Genomic DNA, 20,220 nt, shown 5'->3' on the forward strand with positions numbered 1-20,220 from the left:
GCCGTCGTGGCAGACAACTATCTGCCTACGGGCACGTCACGTGAATGCCGAAGGTGACGTCCCGCAAACCACTTTGGCCGGGTGTGGTCGCCTGGCCGGTCCCGGTCACCGTATAACTCTTGCCGTCCTTGGTCGCTTGCACCTGAGTCGGCGATTTCGTTCCCTGGTAAGGCAATTGGTACTGGCCGTTGTCCAACTTGAGCGAAATGGCGAAGCCGTCGACGGTGGGTGGTTGCTCGTCGGACACGGCCAGCGACACCGATGCGGCATCGTCGTGCACGCTGATCCGGGTGGTCAGGTCGCCCGATTCCGGGGGAGACGCACTCGGTTGGGCCGCCGACCGGGTGCAGTCCACGGCGGCGATCATCGTGTGCTTGTTCCCGTCGATCATGACGGTGGTGCTCGCCAACGCCGGGCCCGAACTCGGGGCGGCGGCCGGGTGATCCCCCTTGGATGAGCACGCCGGCAGGCCGGCCGCCAACGCCACCAGGCCGAGGGCGACAGCCGTGTGCGCGACGCACCGCCGATTGTTCCGATTCGTCATCCGTGTCCTCCGCTAGACGCTCAAGAGGACTATAAAGCCTGTTCGTTACGGCCAGGCGTCCCAGCTGATCATGCTGCGCAGCGGCCCGGCGAACACCGGCCGCACCGCCGTTGAACGCCAACGCTCTTCGATGATCGGGGCCAACGCCCCGGTCGTGGTCAGCGGATCCTGGTCGAGGTAGATCACGGTGATGTACTGGTGATCGGTTCGCCAGCCCCGGGGCAGGTGGCTCCAGCCGGCGCTGGAACCGAACGTCCACGCGCCGGCCGTGCCCGGCGTCGCCAGCAGCGCCGGATAGTGCTCGGCATGCAACCACTGCAGCCAGTCGTCCGCCCGGCCGTCGGTGGGTTCCTCAACGATCAGCACGACGCCGCGGTGCGGGCGAAACGGCACCACCTCGGGCGAAACGAGCGCGTGTGGCGAGGATCGCCACTGCAGCAGCCGCAGCCCGGCCACTTGCAGGGATGGCCTGACGACGGGGAAGCGGCCGTTGTCGCGCAGGGTGCGTCCGAGGGTCACGAAGTCGTCGAAGGTCTTCTCGACGGGGTCGGTGACGAGATACTGCACCGCGTTGCCGATCTCGCCCAGAGGTCCCTCGGACGCGAGGCGGTGGTCGGGGTAGTCGCCGTCGGCGATCCAGCGCAACCCGTGCACGATGCCGGGCAGCTGGTATTGCTCGGGCATATGGTCCAGCAGGTGCCAACGCAGATAACTGTCGTCGTCGGCCGGTGCCGCGGCGGTGAGGCTGAATATGCCTGCCCTGACCCGCATCACGTGGAGCGTCCGGCGGGCGGATGCAGTTCGACCGACAGTTTGGCGGGCCCGCTCATCCCTGCATGTACCCTCCGGCGTCGACAGGGATCGATTGGCCCGTGATGGTGCGGCTGTCGTCGCTGGCGAGGAACAACGCCAGGTTGGCGACGTCATCGGGCGAGGAGATCTCCTGCAAGGCAACGCCTTTGAGTTGCTTCGCGCGAACCGTGTCGACGTCGACGCCTTGCTCGGTCGCGGTGCGTTGCAACCAGTTGCGCCACAGCTCGGTGTCGATGGCCCCGGGGACGATGCAATTGCACCGGATGCCGTGCGGGCCGACCTCGAGCGCGACGGCCTTGGTGAACGCGCGCAGGGACGCCTTGGCGGTGACATAGTGCGTTTTGCGGGCCATGCCGGAATAACTGACCGTGGACGAGAAGTTCAGGATCGCGCCGCTGCGGCGCTGCAGCATCGAGCGGTTGAGGACCTCGCGGGTGCACAGCATCGCGGCGGTGACGTCGATGGCGAAGGTGGCGTTCCAGTTGTCCAGCGTCTGCTCCCAGATCCAGCGGTCCTGGCCGGGCGCGGCGGCGTTGTTGCACAGGATGTCGACGTGGCCGAACTCGTCGACCGCCCGCGCCACCATGGCCGCGACGTCATTCTCATCGGTCACGTCGGCGCGCATGGCGATGGCACCGGGGCCGGCCGCACGGGCGGCGGCGTGGACCAGCTCTTCACGTCGGGCGGCCAGCAATACCTTGGCGCTTTCACGGACGAACAGCGAGCCCAGCACCGGGCCCAGGCCGGTGCTGGCACCAGTGATGATCGCGACCTTGCCGTCGAGCCGGCCGGTCATTGCGTGGACTTACCAAGCGGATTCATGCCAGGGCAGATTCTAGCGCCCAGGTGATTCAGCAGGTCGCCGTCGCGATGAACATGCCGACGGCGGCGACGACGAGCACCAGGTCGATCAGCATCGCGTAATGACGGGGATGGGCCCGGCGCACGATGGAACGCGTGACGAAGGGTCCGATCATCAAGGCGGCGCCGATGACCAGTCCACGGGCTACGACGGCGAGGTTGAGCGCGCCCAACTGACCGAAGGTGCTGATCTTGCCGGCGTAGAGCACCAGGGCGCTGGCGGCCTCGGACCCGACAAAGGCGCCGCCGGTGAGCCCGTAACCGGTGAAGATGGGAACGCTCAGCGGCCCCGTGGACAGGACCATACCGGTGAGGAAGCCGACGACGGCGCCGGCGATGGCCAGGTGGCGCAGCCGCACCCGCCATTGCCGAGCCGCCGCGACCCTGCGCACCGGAATCATCGCGAGGAAAAACACGCCGAGCAGCCCGTCGACCACCGCCTGCGGGATGCTCAGCAAGGTGTTGGCGCCGAGCACGGCGGCCGGAGTTCCGGGCAGCGCATACGCGAGCACCGGTCGCCATCGAATCTGCCGCCACCAGGCGGCAACTCGGGCGACGTTGGCCATGACCGCCGCAATGCCCATGACGGGCACGGCGATTCGCGGGCCGTACATCATGACGAGGGCGGGCAGCAGCACCAGCGACGATCCGGTGCCTACCAGTCCACCGAGCGCACCGGCGGCCAGGGCGATGAGAAAGAGAACGAAAAGCGCCAGCATGAAAGGACCTTCTCGGCGGCGCGCGGCGCGCCGGCCGGGGTCCTCCAGGCTTTTGTCCGTTCAGATGACCGCGTCCCATCCGGGGGCGCGGTGGCGCCGCTCGGACCAGGCACTCGAAAGTCGGAACCCTAGGCGCTATCGAGCACAGGCTACCAAAGATCAATGCCCGCAGCGTCCGTCGCAGGTGAGGCCGCTCGGGTGAACGAGTACTTCGACCATTAGGTGTTTCTCAATTCCGCTAGCGCCCGTGCTAGCGCGTTCCAGAACCGCCCTATGGTCGGTCGGCGCGCACGACCAGACGCGGCTACGAGTCGCCGCGTTCCACCGGCCTGTCAGGATCCGAGCTCCACTCCGACCACGACCCCGGATACAACGCAGCCTCCCGGCCTGCCGCGGCCAGCGCGGCGATGGTGACCGCCGCGGTGACGCCCGACCCGCAGTAGGCGGCCACCGCGTCGTGACGCTCGATTGCGCGATCGGACAACAGTTGTGCGAGTGCGTCGTCGTCGAGGAAAGTGCCATCGGCGGCGAGGACCGACGTGCTGGGCAGATTCTTCGCGCCGGGAATGTGGCCGGCGACCAGATCGAGGGGCTCCACGTCGCCGCGGTAGCGCTCCGGTGCGCGCGCATCAAGCAGCGTCACGGTGCCTTCGGCGACCCGCTCGGCCATCAGCGTGGGGCGGGCTCCGGCATACAGATCATCTTGGGGCACAGTTACATTCCCGGGCGCCGGATCGACCGGCCCGGTCTCGAGGCGTTGCCCGGCCGAGCGCCACGCGGCCAGGCCGCCGTCCAGAATGCGGACGTTGTCGATGCCGGCCGCGGTGAGCACCCACCAGGCCCGCGCGGAACCGGCGCGATTCCAGTCGTCGTAGACCACCACCAGGCCGCCCTGCCGAATCCCCCAGCGGCGCGCGGCGGCCTCCAGGGCACGACCAGACGGCAGTGGGTGACGGCCTCGGCCGAACACCGTGTGGTCGCTGAGCTCGTCGTCGAGCGAGACGTACACCGCGCCCGGAATGTGCCCGTCCAGGTAGGCCGCCCGCCCGTCGGGAGCGTCGACCCGCCAGCGCACGTCCAGGATGGTCACCGGGTCGCCTGCGGAAATGATGTCCGCTAACTCGGCGGCGGTGATCAATACCTGAGTGCGTGCTCCCACCGGATCCTCCTCATCGGTCTCCAGCGAGCCTAGCCAGCGCCCCGGGCATACCGGGGGACCTGGGCGGCCTCCGACTTCTGAAACGCTACGCGGTCTGTTCGGAACGACCGGTCGGGTCGTCGAAGGCCGGTGCGCCGAGCGACGCCAGCATGCCGGCCGCGGCGCGGTGCCAGGTGAAGTCCTCGGCGCGGCGTCGCGCGGAGATGCGTCGCTCCCGCTCGGGCCGACTGGCGATGGCGCTGACCGCTTTTGCGATGGCGGCCGGGTCATTGTCGGCCGACGCCCCGCTGTCCGGCGTGATGATCTCCGTAAGCGCCGACGTTCGCGAAACCACGGCGGGCGTTCCGCACGCCAGCGACTCCAACGCGGCCAGCCCGAACGTCTCGTGCGGCCCCGGCGCCAGCGTCACATCGGCCGAGGCCAACAACTGCGCCACCGCGGTGCGATCGGAGACGAAACCGGTGAAGTCGATCGGCAGGCGCGCGGCCTGTCGCTCCAGCCTGGACCGCAACGGCCCCTCGCCGACGACCACCAGCCGCGCGTCGATACCGGCGTGGCGCAGCGCACCGAGTGCATCGATGCTGCGGTCGACCCGCTTTTCCACCGACAGCCGCCCGCAGTGCACCAGCAACAGCTGCGTCGGTGCGGCCCACCGTTCGCGCACCAGATAGGAGTGGCGGCGCGGATGAAACGTCTGCAGGTCCACACCGAGCGGGACGGTAACGGTGTTGTCGGCGCCGATCCGGTCGAATTCCTCGCGGGCGAAACCGGTGGTGCACACCACGGTGTCGTAGTTCGCCGCGGTGCGCGCGTTGGCGATGTCGGCGAACTTCTGCGCGGCTCTCCGCGGAAGAACCTGTCCGACAAGGCGATCCAAGCGCTCATGAGAGATCATCACCGTCGTGGCGCCGTGATCGCGTCCCCACCGGCCGAGCGACCGCAGGGTGAGGCGGTCCGAAACCTCCAATGCGTCGGGTCGCAGGGCTGCCAGTAGCGCCTTCACCCGTCCCGGCAGCACCGCCCGATAGCCGCCGGTGAAAGGAATCAGGCGAGCCGGCAACGTGATTCGCACCACGCCGGTGTACAGCTGGGCGCGCTCGGCGCATTGACCGGGAACGATCAAGAACACCTCGTGGCCGCTGGCGCAATATTCCGCGCCCAACCGGTCGATCGCGGTGCGGAGGCCGCCGGAGCGAGGGCCATAGAAATTGGCGACCTGTACAACGCGCATAACGTGAGGACACGCGGTGCGCGTGTGCACTCATCAATACGGGACCGACGGGTGCCTTAACACTGCGTGAACTTCGCTTGCACGGTTGTCCGCGTCGTCCGCAATCGGCATGCTGACGGCCGCGTTCGGGTCAGTCGCCTTTAGGGCCTTCGGCTTTGCTGATCCGCTCGGCGAGGTCGGCGCCCGACAGCTGTGCGTCGAGGAACGCACCGGACCGGGGCAGGCTCAGATGCAGCTGTGATGCCCCGCTGATCGCCACGGTGCCGCGATCGAGAGTGAAGTCGAGGATGTGGCCGCTGGCGCTGCGTTCGTTGTTGAGGAAGTGCAGGTGGTAGCCGGCCACGGAGATGCCCTGTTCGAAGTCGGGAGTGCGGAATCCGACCACGGTGCCCGACACGTCGGTGAAGACGGTCTCGGACTGCTCTTCGGTGGCCTGGGTCAACGGGGGATAGGGCGGCTGCTGCGCCATCACGGTGCGGGTGTGCAGTTCGCGGAACTGCCCGTCGACCCGGATGGCGTAGATCAGGTTGGGGCTTTCGATCTGGCGGTCGATCTCACTCGTCAAATCCATTCGGCGGGTGAGGGTTTGGATTGCGATCTCGAAGTCGGTGTGAAACCTGGTGACCGCCGCGAACGGTGTGCGGTCGGTCGCCGCCGCCCGACTCGCGGATCCGTCCGCACGCAGCCGATAGCACACCCCGTCCAGCACCACCATCTCGCCGTCGAGATGGTTGAAGGTGCCCAGGCCGAAGTCACCGTGCCGCAGCAGATCGGCCACGGTGACGTCGCCGTCGTATACACCCTCGAGCAATGCGCTGATCGTGGAGAACTGATAGACCTCGTTGTCGGCGTCTTGATGCGCGAGAAGCCCTGTCGCCCAGTTGCGGAATCGCTCGTACGCGCCGGAATGCTTGTCCATGATCCCTACTCGAACGGGTCGTCGTGTAATTGTTCGGCCAGGTCGACGTTGTGGCTGTAATCCACCGGAACGTCTATCAGCGAGGGTCCGTCCTCGGCCAACGCCTGGCGTAACGTGGCGCTGAACTCGTCCAGGCTGGTCACCCGATACCCATTGGCGCCGAAAGCCGCTGCGTAGGAAACGATGTCGTAGTCGCCGAGCTGGATCCCGGACCTGCGGCCGTATTTGAGGGCTTCCTGAAAGCCCACCATGTCGTAGGTGTTGTCGCGAAAGACGATGTGAGTGAACGACAAACCTAGCCGGGTTGCGGTCTCGAGCTCCTGGCTGGAGAACAGAAACCCGCCGTCCCCGGAGACGGACACGACCGGCGTACCGGGCCGCGCCAGGCACGCGGCCATCGCCCAGGGCAGAGCAACCCCAAGGGTCTGCTGCCCATTGGAGAACAGCAGTCGGCGCGGCTCGTATACGCGGAAGTGGCGGGCCATGTAAATGTAGACCGAGCCGATGTCGCAGGCGATGGTGGCGTCGTCGCCCAGTTCCTCGCGCAACCGCAGCACAACGGCGACCGGATTGAGGCCGGCCCCCTCCGGCTTTCGAGAGCCCGCGGTGATATCGATGTGCGACAAGCGTTTTCGCAGCACGTCGATCTCGTCTTGATATTCGTTCGCGAGGGTGAGGTCGGTGAGTGTGTCCGTCAAGGCGGCGAGAGTGGCAGCGATGTCGCCCAGCAACTCGTTCGTCGGCTGATAGCTGTTGTCGATCCCGGCCGGAATCGAGTCGATGTGCACCACGGTGCGGTCGACGTCGCTGTTCCACAGTGCCGGGTCATATTCGACGGCGTCGTAGCCGACAGTGACCAGGACGTCGGCTTGACCGACGATGACATCGCCGGGCTGGTTGCGGAACAGACCGACCCGGCCCAAGAAGTTGTCTTCCAGCGATCGTGACACCACCCCAGCGGCCTGAAACGTCTCCACCACCGGCAGACCCGTCGTGGCGATCAGGGCGCGCAGCGCCAGGCAGCTGTCCGGATCCGCGCCGCGGCTACCGACGAGAAGCGCGGGGCGGCGCGCGGCCCGGATCACCTCGGTGGCCCTGCGGATAGCGGACGCCGGGGCCGCCGCCAACTCGGGGATCGGAAGGCGGCGGGTGATGCCCGCTGTGGTGGGTGCGGCCAACACGTCGGCGGGCAGCACGACGGCGGCCGCTCCGCGCGGCTCGGCGACCGCGGCGCGAAAGGCGGTGACGGTGGCCTCGGCGACATCGTTGGGGTCGTTGACCTCTCCGGTGAACTTGGTCACCGTCTTGAGCAATGCGGCGGCGTCCATCGACTGATGCGTCCGCTTGAGCCGGTCTTCCCGGCGCACCGCGCCGCATAGCGCGACCACCGAGTCCTGTTCGGTGTTGGCGGTCAGCAAACCGGTGGCCAGGTTGGCGGTGCCGGGCCCGGACGTCACCAGTACGACGCCAGGGATGCCGGTGAGCCGCCCGGTCGCCGCGGCCATGAACGCCGCGTTTTGTTCATGGCGGCACACCACGAGCTGCGGTCCACCGTCCACCAGGGCGTCGTACACGGCGTCGATCTTGGCGCCGGGCACACCGAATACGTACTGCACGCCCTGCGCCGATAAGACGTCGACGATCTTTTGGGCGCTGCGCACGGGCTCACCCTGTTTTGTGGACGCCATGTTGCCCAGTCTGGCCGCTGGCGCCGCTATGCGCTCGTCGGCGGCCCGAACCAGCGCTGCAGCGCCGCGCGTAGGGCCGCCTCGTCGGCCGGCCCGAATTCGTCGGCCGCCCACGCGACATAGCCGTCCGGCCGGATCAGCAGCGCCGCGGCGGGCCGCTCGGCGATGCTCGCGGTGACGGTGTCGACACGATCGGTCCAGCCACTTGCCGTGTCCGCGACGGCGCCGTCGAGGTCGAGCAGCACCGGGCGGGCGTCGTGCAGCAGCTCGGCCACGCGCCGGCCGTCATCGAGCGTCAGGTCCGGCACCAGGCAGCCCGACAGTCTATGGTCGTCAGCTACGTCGTACCGAACATCGTTGCCGGCCAGCAGTTTCGCCATGTGCCGGGCGACGTCGGGAAGGGCGAACAGTTCGCCCATGAGCGTTCGTAGCGCAGCGACTTCGGGCCCCGGCGCCATGAGGGCGGTCTGCGACATCGAGTGCATCATGACGCGCTGACCCACGGGGTGGCGCTCGGACTGGTAGGTGTCGAGCAGTCCGGCCGGCGCCGTTCCCATGAGCTCGGCCGCCAGCTTCCAGCCCAGGTTCATCGCGTCCTGCAGGCCAAGGTTCAGGCCCGGCCCGCCCATGGCGCTGTGCACATGGGCGGCATCGCCGAGCAGCAGAACGCGCTTGTCGCGGTAGCGCTCCGCGTGGCGTGTGTTCTGCCCGTTGATCCGGCGCAGCGCGTGCGGCCCCGGGCCTTTCGGTTCCTCGAACGGCAGATCCACGCCGAGGACGCGACGCGCGCTCTCGCGCAGTTCGGCCAGGCTCATCGGTTTGTCCTCCACCGGCGGCCCGAACTCGATGGTGCCGAACAGCGAGCGGCCCGGTTCGAACTCGGCATAGATCAGCCCGCCGCAATCCAATCGTGTGTGACCGAACGCAATCCGGCCGAACCCGGGAACTTCGATGCCGCCGTCGGCGCGGCGGAGTCCGTCGGGGATGTGCACGTGGGCCAGCCGCCCGACGGTCTGCGATGTGTACCCGGGAAACCCGATGCCCAAGGTCTTGCGGACCAGGCTGCGCCCACCGTCGGCGCCCACCAGATAACCGGCGTCGAAGCGATACTCGCGCTCCGGCGAGGACACGGTCACCGCAACGGAATCCGCTTCCTGCCGCAGGCCGGTGAGTTGGTGCGCCCAGCGGATGTCCACTCCGAGGTCCCGCGCCCGCTTCTCCAGCAGCCGCACCACCCGGGGCTGTTGGATGGGCAACGCGTACATCGGGTTATCGGGCACTTGGGAGAAGTTCAGCGTCATGGCCGCGAAGATCCACCCGTAGACCGGTTGCGGGGGATTAGGGTCACCGGTGAACTCCCGGTATAGGCCGCGCAAGTCGAGCATCCGAACCACTTGGCCGACAAGGCCGTTCGCCTTCGGTTCGGAGCTGGGACCGGGCAGGGCGTCCAACACGACGGGCCTGATGCCGGCCAGCGCCAATTCGCAGGCCACCAGCAGCCCGTTGGGCCCGGCGCCGGCGATGACGACGTCGGCGTGTTCGTCAGCCATGGCGTGCCTTCTTTCTGGTGGGTTCGGGTAGTCCGGCGCTGACGGCGGCGAAGCCCTCGCGGATCAGGGCGGTGATGGCCACCGGCGGATCGGCCCGCACGTAGGCGTCGGCGGCGGCATCGCCGACCGCCCGTACCACGGCCATCACCAACCGTGGGTACAGGTCGTGATCGGGGTCGGTCCCCGTGCGTTCGGCGATGACGTTGAGTAACTCGTCGAAGAGGTTGTGCGGCACCGAATTCCGCACTTGCGGATGCATGACGAGCTTGCGGACCTCGACGAGCTCTTGGCGGCTGGGGACGCGGTTCTCGTCACCGTGCACATCGCCGAAGTCGGCCTCCAGGGGTTCCAGCACGGCATGGGTGAGCGCGGTCCAGAGCGGTTCGTCGGCGGGCCGCTGCCGCAGCGCATCGACGCTGCGACGCACGCGTTCGGCCTGCCGGTAGGCCAGCGCCTCGTATTTGCCGCTGAAGTAGTTGTTGAACGTGCGCAGTGAGACGCCCGCCATGTTGGCGACGTCCTCGCGCGTCACGTTTTCCAGGCCGCGCTCGAAAGCCAGCCGCAACGCGGCGTCACTGAGCGCGCGCCGGGTGTCGGCCTTCTTGCGCTCCCGGAGCCCGCTCATAGCGCCCAGCGTACGCCGAACTTGCCTGGTGGGCAAGATTGCCTAGTGGGCAATTTTCGCCTAGCGCGTGCCCCAGTCCCACCGGGGCGTGGTGATCAGAGTCTGGCCGCTGATGCGTGTTTCGCCCCAGTCCTTGTACAGCTCGATTTCGACGGCCTCGCCGTCGGAGCCCTCGCCCAGCGGACTTGTGCCCAAGAATTCCAGCAGCGTGCGGGAGTGGGTGACCACCACGACCTGGGTCTTCGCGGCGGTGGTGCGGATCAGCGAGGCCAGCGGTGCCACCAGGTCGGGGTGCAGCGAGGTCTCGGGCTCGTTGAGCACCATCAGCGACGGCGGTTGCGGGCTCAACAGCGCGGCGGCCCACAGCAGGAAACGCAGTGTGCCATCGGATAACTCGGCCGCGCGCAGTGCGCGCAGCATGCCGCGCTGACGCAGCTGGAGGTCGAACAACCCATCATGGATGGCCACCGAGACGGTGGCGCCGTCGAACGCCTCGGCGACCGCCCGGGTCAGGTCGTCGAACCCCGATTCGAGGATCGTCTGGATCGCGGCCGCGAGGTCGCTGCCGTCGTCGGCGAGCACCGGGGTGCGGGTGCCCACCTGCGGGTGGCGCGCGGGCGCCCCCGCGTCCACCCGAAAGCCGTCGTAGAACCGCCAGCCGCGCAATCGTTCTCGCACGGCCGCCAGCTCGGGTAGCGCGTGCGGGTGGGCGTACTCGGCGAGCACGCTGTGATACGACGGCAGGGTCCGGGACAACTCGTCGAAACCGCCGCCGGAATCCGCGCTGGCCTCGGCGAAGACGCGCGATCGTCGCACCAGCGTCGTGCTGGGCCGCAGCACCGGACCGGCGAACAGCACCTCGCGTTTGATCTCCGGATCGCGGGCGAACACCGACTCCCCGGCAGACTGCGGCAGGCCCAGATCCACCAGGTAGCCGAAATCGTCTGCGGCGAAACCCATTTCGAGGGACACGGGCCGGGTGCGCACGGTGCCCTCGGTTTTCCCGGAGCGTCGCGCGCCGGCCGGCTGCTCGGGGCCGGCCCACAGCACCGATTGCAACCCGCCCTCGCGGGCCAGCGACCCGATCACCTCGCCGCGGCCGCAATCGGCCAGCAGCCGCAGCGCGCGATACAGCGACGACTTGCCGGTGCCGTTGGCACCGGTGATCACCGACAGCCGGCCCAGCGGCAGGATCACCTCGCGCAGCGAGCGATACCCGCGGATCGCGACGGTGTGCAGCATGGGCCCGACTGTACGGTCGGGCACCGACGGGCCCTACTCCTCCTCGTCGCCGTCGTCGACCGCGGCGGCGAGAAGCTGCACTTCCTCGAGATCCATCTCGTTCTGCAACTCGCGCAATACGATGTCGTCGATCAGGTTCTGGTTGCGCAGCGCGGTGATCTCCCGGCGCTTGTGTTCGAGCACGCCCAGCCGCACCCGGCGGACCTTCTCACGACCCTTGAGGATGCGGGTGTCCGGCGAACCGTTTTCGGTCGCCAGGACCAACGCGGCCTTTTCCTCGTATTCCTTCTGCAGCCGCCGCCGCAGTTCGTCGCTGAGGCCGACCTCGTCGGCGACCGTGGGCAGGGCGGCCAGGGCGGCCTGCGTGCCCCGACAACGCGCCAGTTGCAGCTCCTCGGCGTGGGTGGCGTCCTCGGGCATGTTCGCCCAGCGGACGACGGCGGGCAGCGTACTGCCCTGCACCAACACAGTCACCAATATGACGACGGTGACGATGAAGATCAGCAGGCTGCGGTCCGGGAACGGCGCGCCGCTCAGCGTCGTTACCGGCACGGCCACCGCCGCGGCCAGCGAGACGGCGCCCCGGAATCCCGCCCAGACGGTGACGAAGCGTTGCCGCCAGGTGACCCGACGTTCGCGTTGCACCTCGCGGCGGTCGATGAGCCGGATCAGCAGCGTGGTGATTTCTCCCCAGAAGATGCGAGACACGATGACCACGCCGGTGATCACCAACGCCACGAACAAGGCGTGGCGAACTCCGCCGTCGACGCCCACGATGCCGCGCAGCGCACCCGGGATCTGGACGCCGACGAACACCCACAACGAGCCGTTGAGCAGGAATGTCGCGATGTCCCAGAAGGCGAAGGACTGCAGCCTGGAGCGGGCCCGGATCACCAGCGGGCTGGCGTAGGCGAGGACCAGGGCTGACACCATCACCGCGACCACGCCGCTGCAGTCCAACGACTGAGCAAGCAGGAAGGCCGCGAACGGCGTCACCAGGCTCAAAGCCCCTTCCTCCTGCGGTGCGTCGATTCGCTTGCGCAGCAGCGTCACCGCGCCACCGACCAGCAGGCCGGCGGCGATGCCGCCGAGGTAAGAAACGATGAACCGGACGGTCACCTCGGGCGGGGTGATCGAGGCCCCGCCGATCGCGACGTTGACGCTGACGGCGAACAGGACCAGGGCGGTGCCGTCGTTGATCAGACTCTCGGCCTTGAGCACCGTCAGCGATCGGCGCGGCAGCTTCTTGGCCAGACCGGCCACCGCGGCCGCGTCGGTGGGCGACAAGACCGCGCCCAAGACGCCGGCCGCGTGCGGGTTCATGCCCAGCGCCCGTGCCGTCCACGACACCGCGACCGCGGTGGCGATCACCAGGACGACGCTGAGGAAGACGATGATGCGCGCGTTGGCCCGGATCTCGCGGAAGCTGGTGTTGAGGCCCTCCCAGTACAGGATCGCGGGAAGAAACAGCAACAACACGATCTCGCCGTTGACATGGATGTGCGCGAAATGGGGGATCAGGCCCACCAGGACGCCCAGGAAGATGAGCAACACCGGGGGGCCGACGCGGTAGCGCCGTCCGATGACCGTCCCCACGATGACGGTGGACACCAGGGCAACGATCAGTTCGAGGCCAAACACCAGCCCATCCTGCCGGACGCCACGCATGGCGTCCTCGTCGCCTATCTTCGGTCTGGATCAGACCTATTAGGCTCCGGAGCGACACCGAAGGGGGATCTGGTGAAGGTCAGGCTGCTGGTGACAGTCGCCGCGCTCATGTTGTCGACGGTGGTGGGCTGCCACTTCGCCTCCAGGAACCCGCCGTCGACCAAAACGCTCCAGGTGCCCATGACCGACGTGCTGACGCAGAGCGAGATCACCCAGACCGTCACCCTCGCCGTCGGCAACACCCTGATCGTGCAGCTGGGTTCCAACTACACCACGCCCTACCGGTGGAACCCCGACACCAGGATCGGCGACTCGTCGGTCATCAAGCAGCTCAGTCACGAGTTCGAGCAGCCGGCCTCGGACGCCCTGGGGGCGCCGGGCACCGAGGTGTGGACGTTCAGCGCGCTGAAACCGGGGACCACCACGGTCAGCACGGCCTACACCAGCTTTGTGGGCAAGGACGCCAAGCCCGCGTGCACCTACACGCTGACCGTCACCGTGCAATAAGGCTGCGGGCTCATCGGTCGTCGGGCTACGGTCTGGTCGTGTTCGGATTTCTTCGCAACCTGACCCAAATCGGCCAGCTGCCCGCGCCGTTGCGCGAGGAACTCGAAGCCGAGGGGATCACCTTCAGCGCGGGACGGGTCGGGGTGGTCCGGCACTTCAGTGGCCACGTGCCCGGGGTGTATTCGGCCTCCGGGGTCTCCCGCTATACGGGCGGGTTCGCGTTCAGCGCCGCGCGGATCGTCGCCACCTTGCCGGCCCGCGGTGACGCCAACCTGCGCTCCATCGACTGCCCCTGGGATACCGACAAGGGTCCGGCGCGGGCCACCATCACCAACAAGGGCCTCGGGATCGACATCGATCTCCGCGGCGTCGACCCGGCCTTCAGCGGCTCGATGCGGCTCAACTACAAGAAGAAGATTCCCGACGAGGTGCTCGAAGCCCTGCCCCGGACGGCGCTGCGAGTGCCGGTGGACCCGGTGTTCGTGTACCGGGCGGCCGGCGTGCGTCCCAAGGCCTGACCCCTACGAAACCTCCGGCGCCGCAAGCACATCGGCGCGCAGGTGCGCCGCATAGACCTCGGCGAGGAACTGCTCGACGGCGACCGCGGTGTGCGCGGCGCGGACCGAGCCGAAGATGTCGAAAGCGTGTTGGGTGAATGGCAATTCGGCGTAGACCACCGGTTGGGCACTGGTTTTCCGCAGCTGTTCGACGAGCGTGCGGGCCTGCTCGACGTAGGCCAGCGAGTCGTTGCGCCCGTGCAGGACGAAAAACGGGGGAGCGTCGGGGTTGACGTGGTTGACCGGTGACGCGGCTTCAAACGTCTGCAGGTGCGTGTCGGGCTTCTGCTTGATGATCGACTTGATCAGCAGCCCCGGCATCATCGGGTGCAGCGTCTTGTCGAATCGGGTGAAGTCGTAGATGCCATAGAACGGCACGGCCGCCTGCACCCGGGTGTCGGCGTCTTCGAAACCCGGTTGGAACTGCGGGTCATTGGGCGTCAGCGCGGCCAGCGCCGACAGGTGGCCGCCGGCCGAGCCGCCGGTGATAACGACGAAGTCGGGGTCGCCGCCGTATTCGGCGATGTGCTCTTTGACCCAGGCGAGGGCGCGTTTGACGTCGACGATGTGGTCGGGCCAGGTGTTGCGCGGGCTGTGCCGGTAGTTGATCGCCACGCAGACCCAGCCCAGCTCGGCGAGGTGGCTCATCAACGGATGCGCTTGTCCCCGTTTGTTTCCCGTCGTCCAGGCGCCGCCCGGGATCTGGAAGAGCACCGGTGCCTTGCCGGCCGGGTCCAGGTCGGGACGGCGCCAGATGTCGAGGTGGTTGGCGCTGCCGTATTCGCCGTAGCTGATGTCGGAGTCGTGGGCGTAGTCGCGGTAGATCCGCAGCATCCTCAGGAGCCCTGGCGTCTTGGCGGTGCCGGCGCCGGCGGGCCGGCGCCACAGACCCCTCGTCTCGGTGAGCCGATCGGGCCCCAGTCCGTCGTCCAACGCCTCGGTCAGCGGGACGTTGGCTCGATGGCCCGCGCGGCTGAGGTTCAACAGGCCGAGGGCCGAGAGGCCGGCGACGACCCACGCGATGATGCGCAGCGGCGGGTTGATGCGGCGGCCGGTCACCGCCAGTCCGGCGAGCTGGCTCAGCAGCGTCTGCAGCGGTAATTCGGTGACGACGAGGCCGAACATCCAGGAGTACAGCGACGGGAATCCGCCGCGCGCCAAGGGCCGGTAGGCGTTGACGGTGGACGCGGCGGTGACGGTGGTGACCGCGGCCGCCCCTATGTGCCGGATGACGTGGAGGATTCTCGCTGTCCGCATGGCCTCACCTTACGAGTAGCTGACTCTCGGATTCGCTAGCGCATCTGCTAGCGGATTTGAGAAGGGCTTTGTCGTCTCGGAGAGGTGCCGCACCCACCAGCCCGCCGTGCCGCACCCAACAGCCCGCCGTGCCGCACCCAACAGCCCGCCGTGCCGCACCCACCAGCCCGCCGCCTCGCCCCAACACCGCGCGCACCTCTTCGGGTGGGGATGAGTGACTCGCGAAACCGCTAGCACCCGTGCTACCAACCCGGCGTGAACCACTACACCTACCGCGTCGCGTGGTCGCCGTACCACGGCCAATATGTCGGCACCTGTCTCGAATTGCCGTTCATGCGGCGCGAAGCGCCGACCGCGCAAGAGGCCATCGGCGAAATCGAGACGGCCGTCGACCGCCCACGTCGAAATCATGTTGTCGACCGGCGAAACGGTTCCGACCCCCATGGCGGACCGCCGCTACAGCGGCACGATCGTGATCAGGACCTCCCCGGAGCTGCACAGCCGCCTCGCGGTCGAAGCCGCCGAACAACAGGTCTCGATGAACCAGTGGGTGGTGCAGAAGCTTTCGGGCCGGCGGCCCAGCGACACGTTCGGGCTCTCCGGCTGGGATTAGCGGCCGCGACGGCTAGGACGCTTCGGCTCTGCTCTCCAGCTCCTTGACCGGGGCGGGGTCGTTCTCGGTCAGCCCGACCTTCGCCGCGCCGCCGGGCGAGCCGAGCTCGGTAAAGAAATCGGCGTTGATCTGCAGGTATTGGCTGTGCTCGTCGGGCAGGTCGTCCTCGTAGAAGATGGACTCGACCGGGCACACCGGCTCGCAGGCACCGCAGTCGACGCACTCGTCGGGGTGGATGTAGAGCATCCGCGCGCCCTCGTAGATGCAGTCGACGGGGCATTCCTCGATGCACGCCTTGTCTTTGATGTCCACACAGGGTTCGGCGATCACGTAGGCCACGGGGGTTGTCCTTCCTTCTGGCTAGCGGGGTCAGCCGGGTGCGGCCGTCAAAACACGGTCAGGCTGGCTAATTTAGCGGCTCGTGCCGGACGTGAGTAGAGGTGCGGCGTTGTGGTGTCACAAGCTATAGTTGTGTCACACGATTTGATTGTGAGCCGCCGCCCATGCCCCTCAGCCCCCGGCTGCCCGAACTCGCGTCGTTCGAGGCGTTTCTGGCGATCGCCGAGACCGGCAGCCTCGGGCGGGCCGCACGCCAACTCGGGCTGACCCAGCAGGCCATTTCCCGCCGGCTCGCCACCATGGAGGCCCAGATCGGCGTGACGCTGGCCGTGCGCACGACGCGCGGCTCGCAACTTACGCCCGCCGGGCTGATCGTCGCGGACTGGGCGACCCGTCTGCTCGAAGTCGCCAACGAGGTCGACGCGGGTCTCGGCTCGCTGCGCAAGGAGGGCCGCGAACGCATCCGCGTGGCGGCCAGCCAGACCATCTCCGAACAACTCATGCCGCACTGGCTGCTGTCCCTGCAGGCCGAGGCGGCGCGGCACGGCGACACCGCGCCTCAGGTGATCCTGACCGCCACCAACAGCGAGCACGCCATCGCCTCGGTCCGCGACGGCAGCGCGGATCTCGGATTCGTCGAAAACCCGGGCACGCCAAAGGGTTTGGGCAGCTGCGTGGTGGGGGAGGACGAGCTGGTGATCGTGGTTCCGCCCAATCACAAGTGGGCGCGACGGTCGCGGGTGGTGACCGCGCGCGAACTCGCGCAGACGCCGTTGGTGGCCCGGGAACCCCATTCGGGTATCCGCGATTCGCTGACGGCCGCGTTGCGCAAGGTGCTCGGCGAGGACATGCAGCAGGCCACACCCGTGCTGGAGCTGACCTCCGCGGCGGCCATGCGCGCCGCCGTGCTCGCCGGCGCGGGCCCGGCCACCATGAGCCGGCTCGCGGTCGCCGACGACCTGGCGGACGGCCGGCTATACGCGATCAACATCCCGGAGTTGGATCTGCGGCGCAAGTTTCGGGCCATCTGGATCGGCGGACGCACGCCGCCGCCCGGGGCGATCCGCGACCTGCTCAGCCACATCACCAGCCGCACCGCGGCTGCGAAAGCTTAGGCCGCGGCGTCGTCGGCCAGCGCCTCGTCGTAGCGGTCCAGCACCGTCTCGGCCACCAGCCGGTGCGACCCCAGCGGCGCCGCCATCGCAATGTCGTTGTCGCGGGCAAACTTTGACACGCCGTCGGTGATGAAGCCGGGCGCCAAGAACCACGGCGCGATGACCAGCCGGCGCGCGCCGCGGCGGCGCAACTGGTCGGCGGCGCGGGCCACCGACGCCTCGGGCCGGGTGGCGAATGCGGTTGTGGCCGCGGCCCATCGGGTCCCGGCGGCCAGCCGGCCCGCCACCTTCGCGGTGCGCGCGTTGGCGGCGAGGTTCGACGAGCCGATCGCGACCACCATCACCCCGAGATCGTCGTCGTGTGGCGAGACCCCGGCCTCGGCCAGGCGTTCGCGCAGCACCGAGACCAGCCGATCGTCCTCGCCGAGCACGTCGGCCTGCCGGATGCCGTGCGCTCCGGCGTCGGCGATCTGCTGGGGAATGTCCAACCGCGCGTGATAGGCGCTGGCCAGCAGGAAGGGGGCGACCACCGCGCGGCGGCTGCCCGGCAACCCGGCCAGCACGTCGACGAAGTTCGGGGCGTTGAGTTCCAGGAACGCCAGCCGCACGTCGAGGTCCGGCCGCATCCGCGAGAGACGGTCGACCACGGCTTCGGCGTTGGCGCCCGACCGGGGGTCGCGGCTGCCGTGCGCGGTGAGTACGAGCGTGTTCATCGAATCCTCAGCGCAGCTCGTCCTCGTCGGCGCGCAGCGCCCAGGAGGCGAACGTCTCGCCGTCCTGGCGGCCGTCCAGGTACTTGCGGGTGACCCGGTCGATGTAGTCGCCCAGTTCGGCGCTGGTGACCTTGTGCTGGCGCAGTTTTCGGCCGAAGCCGCTCTGCTCGCCCAGGCCGCCGCCGAGGTGCACCTGGAAGCCCTCGACCGAATGGCCGTCGCCGTCGTCGATCCACTGGCCCTTGAACCCGATGTCGGCCACCTGAATTCGGGCGCACGAGTTGGGGCACCCGTTGAGGTGCACGCTGATCGGCAGGTTGAGCCTGGAATCGACGTCGGCCAGGCGCTGTTCCAGCTCGGGCACCAAAGTCTGTGCGCGCACCCGGGTTTCGGCGAACGACAGCTTGCAGTACTCGATTCCGGTGCAGGCCATGGTGTTCTTGCGCCACGACGACGGCCGTGACGGCAGGCCCAGCGCGTCCAGGCCGGCGACCAGTTCGTCGACCTTGTCGTCGGGAACGTCGAGGATGACCAGCTTCTGGAAGGGCGTCCACCGGGCCCGGTCGGAGCCGGCCTTCTCCATCAGGTCGGCCACCGCCGACAGGGTGCTCCCCGTCACCCGCCCGACGATCGGCGCGACGCCAACGGCGTTGAGCCCGTTCTTGATTCGCTGCACCCCGACGTGGTCGATGGTGTGCTTGACCGGCGCGGGCGCCGGCCCGTCGATCAGCCGGCGGTTGAGGTATTCCTGTTCGAGAACTTCGCGGAACTTCTCCACGCCCCAGTCCTTGACCAGGAACTTCAGCCGGGCCTTGGCGCGCAGCCGCCGGTACCCGTAGTCACGGAACAGCTGGGTGACGCCCTCCCAGACGTCGGCGACCTCGTCCAGCGGCACCCACGCGCCAAGGCGCTGGGCCAGCATCGGATTGGTCGACAGGCCGCCGCCCACCCACAGGTCCAGGCCGGGCCCGTGTTCGGGGTGGTTGACGCCGACGAACGCGATGTCGTGGGTCTCGTGGGAGACGTCCTGCAAACCGGACACCGCGGTCTTGTACTTGCGCGGCAGGTTGGCGTACTCGGGGTTGTTCAGCGAGCGGCGGACGATCTCGTCGATCGCGGGCGAGGGGTCGAGGATCTCGTCGAGCGAGTCGCCGGCCAGCGGCGACCCGTGGATGCCACGCGGGCAGTCGCCGCAGGCCTCGGTGGTCTGCAGCCCCACGGATTCGAGCCGGCGCCAGATCTCGGGGACGTCCTCGATGCGGACCCAGTGCAGCTGCAGGTTTTCCCGGTCGCTGATGTCGGCGGTGTCGCGGGCGAATTCGGTGGAGATCTGGCCCAGGGTGCGCATCGTGTGCGCGGTCATCGCCTTGCCGTCGGAGCGGACCCGCATCATGAAGTACTTGGCTTCGATCTTGTCGGTGTTCTCGTCACCGGTCCAGCTGCCGTCGTAGCCCTGCGCGCGCTGGGTGTAAAGGCCCATCCAGCGGAACCGCCCGCGCAGGTCGTCCTTGGCGATGCTGTCGAAGCCCTCTTTGGCGTAGACGTTGATGATGCGATCGCGCACGTTCAGCGGCGCGTCGTCGCTTTTGAACTGCTCGGCGTGGTTGAGCGGTTCGCGATCGCCCAGGGCCCACTGACCGTCGTTGCGTGTCTTGACGGGACGTGCGGTGGTCATATGGCGTTCTCATTCCTCGCGGCGACGCATTGTCTGCGGTTATGCGGCCACAGGATGGGCTGTCGGGCCGCGGCATCGCGATGATGTTGGGTCTTTAGGCACCCGCAAGTTCGTCGTTGGACCCACGGGTCGCGATTTCCATGGTGCACCAGTTACGACGGCGTCAGTAGAGGTCATGTGTTGTGAAGGCACAACCGCGCGTTGTGTGCGCTGCTTCACGTCTTTGCCTTGGCGGCCAGCGGGATTGGGCGGGCGTTTACCGGATTCGCAGTAGGGTGGCCGCTTATGAGCACCTCCGACGTCCACGACGTGATCGTTATTGGTTCGGGTCCTGCTGGGTATACCGCGGCGTTGTATGCGGCGCGGGCGCAGTTGGCGCCGGTGGTGTTTGAGGGGACGTCGTTTGGTGGGGCGTTGATGACGAC

20 protein-coding genes and 1 pseudogene are annotated in these 20,220 nt (G+C 68.1%); 5 read left to right on the forward strand and 16 right to left on the reverse strand.

Annotation, left to right across the window (positions count from 1 at the left end; translation table 11 throughout):
• Window positions 1–25: 25 nt before the first annotated feature.
• From A5659_RS12525 to A5659_RS12580, 12 genes are all read right to left on the reverse strand, one after another.
• Window positions 26–544, reverse strand: coding sequence for a lipoprotein LpqH (locus A5659_RS12525; RefSeq protein WP_067181441.1), 519 nt, complete (start codon window positions 542–544; stop codon window positions 26–28).
• A 45-nt stretch (window positions 545–589) separates the two neighbouring features.
• Window positions 590–1,315: a hypothetical protein gene (locus A5659_RS12530; protein WP_067181444.1), complete on the reverse strand. Its 726-nt coding sequence runs from the start codon at window positions 1,313–1,315 to the stop codon at window positions 590–592.
• Window positions 1,316–1,370: 55 nt separating this feature from the next.
• Window positions 1,371–2,153, reverse strand: coding sequence for an SDR family NAD(P)-dependent oxidoreductase (locus A5659_RS12535; protein ID WP_067181447.1), 783 nt, complete (start codon window positions 2,151–2,153; stop codon window positions 1,371–1,373).
• Window positions 2,154–2,208: 55 nt separating this feature from the next.
• Entirely contained in the window at window positions 2,209–2,937 is a 729-nt protein-coding gene (locus A5659_RS12540; protein WP_067181449.1) for a sulfite exporter TauE/SafE family protein, read from the reverse strand.
• Window positions 2,938–3,241: 304 nt separating this feature from the next.
• On the reverse strand, window positions 3,242–4,096 hold the full coding sequence (locus A5659_RS12545; RefSeq protein ID WP_067181451.1) for a sulfurtransferase: 855 nt from the start codon (window positions 4,094–4,096) through the stop codon (window positions 3,242–3,244).
• 85 nt (window positions 4,097–4,181) lie between these two features.
• A complete protein-coding gene (locus A5659_RS12550) occupies window positions 4,182–5,327 on the reverse strand; it encodes a glycosyltransferase (protein ID WP_066871420.1) in 1,146 nt (381 codons plus the stop codon).
• Window positions 5,328–5,457: 130 nt separating this feature from the next.
• Window positions 5,458–6,246: an acetolactate decarboxylase gene (gene budA, locus A5659_RS12555; protein WP_067181454.1), complete on the reverse strand. Its 789-nt coding sequence runs from the start codon at window positions 6,244–6,246 to the stop codon at window positions 5,458–5,460.
• A gap of 5 nt (window positions 6,247–6,251) precedes the next feature.
• Window positions 6,252–7,934: an acetolactate synthase AlsS gene (gene alsS, locus A5659_RS12560; RefSeq protein WP_067181456.1), complete on the reverse strand. Its 1,683-nt coding sequence runs from the start codon at window positions 7,932–7,934 to the stop codon at window positions 6,252–6,254.
• A 26-nt stretch (window positions 7,935–7,960) separates the two neighbouring features.
• Complete coding sequence (locus tag A5659_RS12565) at window positions 7,961–9,484, reverse strand: FAD-dependent monooxygenase (RefSeq protein WP_067181459.1); 1,524 nt, start codon at window positions 9,482–9,484, stop codon at window positions 7,961–7,963.
• Window positions 9,477–10,109, reverse strand: coding sequence for a TetR/AcrR family transcriptional regulator (locus A5659_RS12570; protein ID WP_067181462.1), 633 nt, complete (start codon window positions 10,107–10,109; stop codon window positions 9,477–9,479). The genes A5659_RS12565 and A5659_RS12570 overlap by 8 nt, the downstream gene beginning before the upstream one ends.
• A 60-nt stretch (window positions 10,110–10,169) precedes the next feature.
• On the reverse strand, window positions 10,170–11,351 hold the full coding sequence (locus A5659_RS12575) for an AAA family ATPase (protein WP_067181464.1): 1,182 nt from the start codon (window positions 11,349–11,351) through the stop codon (window positions 10,170–10,172).
• A 33-nt stretch (window positions 11,352–11,384) separates the two neighbouring features.
• Window positions 11,385–12,992: a Na+/H+ antiporter gene (locus tag A5659_RS12580; protein ID WP_066871547.1), complete on the reverse strand. Its 1,608-nt coding sequence runs from the start codon at window positions 12,990–12,992 to the stop codon at window positions 11,385–11,387.
• 99 nt (window positions 12,993–13,091) lie between these two features.
• Between A5659_RS12580 and A5659_RS12585 the strand changes: the two genes are divergently transcribed.
• A complete protein-coding gene (locus A5659_RS12585) occupies window positions 13,092–13,526 on the forward strand; it encodes a protease inhibitor I42 family protein (RefSeq protein ID WP_066871438.1) in 435 nt (144 codons plus the stop codon).
• 38 nt (window positions 13,527–13,564) lie between these two features.
• Complete coding sequence (locus A5659_RS12590; RefSeq protein WP_067181467.1) at window positions 13,565–14,044, forward strand: hypothetical protein; 480 nt, start codon at window positions 13,565–13,567, stop codon at window positions 14,042–14,044.
• Between the two features lie 3 nt (window positions 14,045–14,047).
• Here the strand turns inward: A5659_RS12590 and A5659_RS12595 are convergent, their stop codons facing one another.
• The gene (locus A5659_RS12595; protein ID WP_067181470.1) at window positions 14,048–15,340 is read right to left on the reverse strand and encodes an alpha/beta hydrolase; all 1,293 of its coding nucleotides are present in this window, start codon (window positions 15,338–15,340) and stop codon (window positions 14,048–14,050) included.
• Window positions 15,341–15,595: 255 nt separating this feature from the next.
• On the opposite strand from A5659_RS12595, the pseudogene A5659_RS12600 reads away from it, so the two are divergent.
• Window positions 15,596–15,953: pseudogene (locus A5659_RS12600) on the forward strand (type II toxin-antitoxin system HicB family antitoxin).
• Window positions 15,954–15,965: 12 nt separating this feature from the next.
• Here A5659_RS12600 and fdxA read toward each other — a convergent pair.
• Window positions 15,966–16,292: a ferredoxin gene (fdxA, locus tag A5659_RS12605; RefSeq protein ID WP_066871453.1), complete on the reverse strand. Its 327-nt coding sequence runs from the start codon at window positions 16,290–16,292 to the stop codon at window positions 15,966–15,968.
• Between the two features lie 164 nt (window positions 16,293–16,456).
• Between fdxA and A5659_RS12610 the strand changes: the two genes are divergently transcribed.
• A complete protein-coding gene (locus tag A5659_RS12610; protein ID WP_066871455.1) occupies window positions 16,457–17,407 on the forward strand; it encodes a LysR family transcriptional regulator in 951 nt (316 codons plus the stop codon).
• Here the strand turns inward: A5659_RS12610 and A5659_RS12615 are convergent.
• Window positions 17,404–18,120 (reverse strand): sirohydrochlorin chelatase, encoded by a 717-nt coding sequence (locus A5659_RS12615; RefSeq protein ID WP_067181472.1) that lies wholly within the window; start codon window positions 18,118–18,120, stop codon window positions 17,404–17,406. The genes A5659_RS12610 and A5659_RS12615 overlap by 4 nt on opposite strands.
• A gap of 7 nt (window positions 18,121–18,127) precedes the next feature.
• A complete protein-coding gene (locus A5659_RS12620) occupies window positions 18,128–19,795 on the reverse strand; it encodes a nitrite/sulfite reductase (RefSeq protein WP_067181475.1) in 1,668 nt (555 codons plus the stop codon).
• Between the two features lie 285 nt (window positions 19,796–20,080).
• Between A5659_RS12620 and A5659_RS27725 the strand changes: the two genes are divergently transcribed.
• Window positions 20,081–20,220, forward strand: a 140-nt coding sequence (locus tag A5659_RS27725; protein WP_156749167.1) for an FAD-dependent oxidoreductase, incomplete at its 3' end; no start/stop codon positions are given.

The sequence above is a fragment of the Mycobacterium sp. 1165196.3 genome (genome assembly GCF_001673415.1).
GTDB classification, from domain to species: Bacteria; Actinomycetota; Actinomycetes; order Mycobacteriales; family Mycobacteriaceae; genus Mycobacterium; species Mycobacterium europaeum_A.

Bases quoted from the DNA above. Each gene is read 5' to 3' on its own strand.
- A5659_RS12620 (WP_067181475.1), bottom strand. From the start codon at position 19,795: ATGACCACCGCACGTCCCGTCAAGACACGCAACGACGGTCAGTGGGCC.
- A5659_RS12615 (WP_067181472.1), bottom strand. From the start codon at position 18,120: ATGAACACGCTCGTACTCACCGCGCACGGCAGCCGCGACCCCCGGTCG.
- A5659_RS12540 (WP_067181449.1), bottom strand. From the start codon at position 2,937: ATGCTGGCGCTTTTCGTTCTCTTTCTCATCGCCCTGGCCGCCGGTGCG.
- A5659_RS12565 (WP_067181459.1), bottom strand. From the start codon at position 9,484: ATGGCTGACGAACACGCCGACGTCGTCATCGCCGGCGCCGGGCCCAAC.
- budA (WP_067181454.1), bottom strand. From the start codon at position 6,246: ATGGACAAGCATTCCGGCGCGTACGAGCGATTCCGCAACTGGGCGACA.
- A5659_RS12530 (WP_067181444.1), bottom strand. From the start codon at position 1,315: ATGCGGGTCAGGGCAGGCATATTCAGCCTCACCGCCGCGGCACCGGCC.
- A5659_RS12550 (WP_066871420.1), bottom strand. From the start codon at position 5,327: ATGCGCGTTGTACAGGTCGCCAATTTCTATGGCCCTCGCTCCGGCGGC.
- A5659_RS12610 (WP_066871455.1), top strand. From the start codon at position 16,457: ATGCCCCTCAGCCCCCGGCTGCCCGAACTCGCGTCGTTCGAGGCGTTT.
- A5659_RS12575 (WP_067181464.1), bottom strand. From the start codon at position 11,351: ATGCTGCACACCGTCGCGATCCGCGGGTATCGCTCGCTGCGCGAGGTG.
- A5659_RS12570 (WP_067181462.1), bottom strand. From the start codon at position 10,109: ATGAGCGGGCTCCGGGAGCGCAAGAAGGCCGACACCCGGCGCGCGCTC.
- A5659_RS12595 (WP_067181470.1), bottom strand. From the start codon at position 15,340: ATGCGGACAGCGAGAATCCTCCACGTCATCCGGCACATAGGGGCGGCC.
- alsS (WP_067181456.1), bottom strand. From the start codon at position 7,934: ATGGCGTCCACAAAACAGGGTGAGCCCGTGCGCAGCGCCCAAAAGATC.
- A5659_RS12525 (WP_067181441.1), bottom strand. From the start codon at position 544: ATGACGAATCGGAACAATCGGCGGTGCGTCGCGCACACGGCTGTCGCC.
- A5659_RS12535 (WP_067181447.1), bottom strand. From the start codon at position 2,153: ATGACCGGCCGGCTCGACGGCAAGGTCGCGATCATCACTGGTGCCAGC.